Raw genomic sequence first — 2532 nt, 5'->3', positions numbered from 1 at the left:
CAAGTGAAAATGCCTTGTTCAAATTGGTTTTTTGTGCTATAAAACAGATTACAGCAAAGTGGAATATGCCAATCCCAGATTGGGCGGTAACCGTTTCCCAGCTAGATATTTTCTTCCCTGATAGGTTGAATTTTAGACTATGATATTCTATACTGACACAGCTCAGCGAACGTTCTCCTTCCTTCAGCACTTATTAATAAATTAATTCGCCTTGCTGCTTTCCAAAATCCTGAATTTTATGTAGCTCAATCAATGCGTTTACCTATATTTGGCAAACCTAGAATAATAGCATGTGCTGAGGATTTTCTAGAATATATTGGCCTGCCTAGAGGATGCTTAGATGAAGCTTTAGATTTGCTTCATTCTCTTAATGTTAAAGTTATAGTTTATGATAAAAGATGTAGAGGGAATCGTATTAAATTGAATTTTTTAGGAAAACTAACAGATGAACAAAAGAAAGCCGTTAAAAAGCTTTCTGAATATGACACAGGTGTTCTTTCAGCCACAACAGCTTTTGGAAAAACTGTAATTGGTGCGTATATGATTGCTAAAAGAAAAACAAATACATTGGTTATTGTACATCGTCGGCAATTATTAGATCAGTGGATTGAAAGATTAAAAGTATTTTTAGATCTTACTCCTGATCAAATAGGTATAATTGGCGGTGGTAGGTATAAACCTAGCAGGATTGTTGATATCGCAATTATTCAAAGTTTGATAAAAGGTAAGGTTGTTGATGATATTGTAGCTGAGTACAGTCATGTTATTGTCGACGAATGTCACCATTTATCAGCGGTTAGTTTTGAACAAGTAATAAGAGCTTCTAAAGCAAAATATGTGTTAGGGCTAACCGCTACGGCAACACGTAAAGATGGACATCATCCTATCATATTTATGCAATGCGGTCCAATACGTTATAAAGTTGATGCTAAAAAGCAAGCATTATTAAGACCATTTAATCACAAGGTGATATTAAGAAATACTGCATTTACCATGAAAAACGCAGAACAAAAATTTTCTATCAGCCATATTTATTCAGAGATAATGAATGATCAAAAAAGAAACATGCTAATTGTTGAAGATATTTTACATGCCATAAATTTAGGCTGTAGTCCACTAGTGATAACTGAACGTAAGGATCATGCCGCATTTTTTGAACAAAAATTATTTCCATTTTGCAAAAATATTATAGTGATGATTGGAGGACAAAACACAAAAAAGCGTACAAAAGTTAAACATAAACTTGAAATGATATCTGATCAAGAAAAAAGGGTGCTTATTGCAACAGGAAGATATATTGGTGAAGGATTTGATGATCAACGCTTAGATACATTATTTTTAACCATGCCGATATCTTGGTATGGAACATTAGCACAATATGCTGGAAGATTGCATAGAATACATGCTGATAAAAAAGAAGTAGTTATTTATGATTATGTTGATAAGCAAGTACCTATGCTTTCAAAAATGGCAGAGAAAAGACTCAAAGCTTATGCAAAAATTGGTTATATATCTACAACAACTTGAACTAACAAAACTGTTGTTAAAAATAATTAAGTTTAATGTGTACCTAATACTACAGTGGTAGATTCTAAAATCAGGGCTTTCCATAACTAAAATGGGTATACAGAGGTGTATTTATAGCTAAATTTTAGCACCAATCATTAAAGAAAATACCAAATTTCCTATAATTTATTCAATCTACAACTGCAATATTAGAATCTACCACTGTAGTACTAACAAATAAGAAATGGTAAGTTATTTATTGATCTTAGCTTTAGATAAAATTTAATCATGGTTTGTTATAATAATATTTGAAATTAAACTATTTGAAATTAAACTAGTGGTATAGTTTTCGATAATATGCTAAAAATAATGAAATAATTTGATAAGAATGTAGGCATGGAGTCTATTTATTAAAGTTACAGGTGTTGTAAAAAGCAGACCATATGGGATTGGGATGGGGATATTATGATGCGATATCGGAGATGTTAAATAGTGCTTACGAAGAAAGAATTATTATAATGGACTGAAGAAAATGGACAAAAAAAATAGAGTTAAAAGTTTCCTAATTAAGATAAAATAATAAGAAAAAATTAGGAGAAAAAATGACAAAAGAAAAAGCAAGAGTTTTTAGTGCTGAAGAAAAAACTAGGATAGTATTAGAAGTGCTGAAAGAAGAGAGTCCATTATCAGTGATAGCATCAAAATATGAGATAAACTCAAAGACAATTAGTAATTGGAAAAAACAATTTATATCAAATGCAGCATTGGCTTTTGAACCAGCAAAACTGGTAAGTAAATATCAGGAACAAATTAATATGCTGAAAGAACAAAATGATGAATTAGCGAAAACTCTTGGAAAAACAATAGTAGAGAGAGATTGGGCTGTGGGAAAGCTACAAAGCTTGGACTTATCAAATAGAAAAGAACTTGTCGATTCCAAGCTAGCAATGTTACCAAAGACAAGGCAATATGAATTATTAAAGATTAATCGTTCTTCAATGTACTATAAAGCAAAACCATTTAGTG

2 protein-coding genes and 1 pseudogene are annotated in these 2532 nt (G+C 31.3%); all 3 read left to right on the top strand.

Going from position 1 to position 2532, the window contains the following annotated elements; all coding sequences use genetic code 11:
• Positions 1 to 143: pseudogene (locus tag RiCNE_RS08635) on the top strand (IS256 family transposase); the annotation flags it as partial.
• 109 nt (positions 144 to 252) lie between these two features.
• Positions 253 to 1527 carry a DEAD/DEAH box helicase gene (locus RiCNE_RS06760; protein ID WP_094649797.1) on the top strand — a complete coding sequence of 425 codons (1275 nt, stop codon included), beginning with the start codon at positions 253 to 255 and terminating at the stop codon, positions 1525 to 1527.
• Positions 1528 to 2108: 581 nt separating this feature from the next.
• A partial coding sequence (locus tag RiCNE_RS06755) for a transposase (protein WP_157905707.1) occupies positions 2109 to 2532 on the top strand: 424 nt, incomplete at its 3' end.

Source organism: Rickettsia endosymbiont of Culicoides newsteadi, from assembly GCF_002259525.1.
Classification (GTDB): Bacteria; Pseudomonadota; Alphaproteobacteria; order Rickettsiales; family Rickettsiaceae; genus Tisiphia.
The sequence above is the reverse complement of the archived record's forward strand: the minus strand, read 5'-3'. Positions and strand labels throughout refer to the sequence as shown.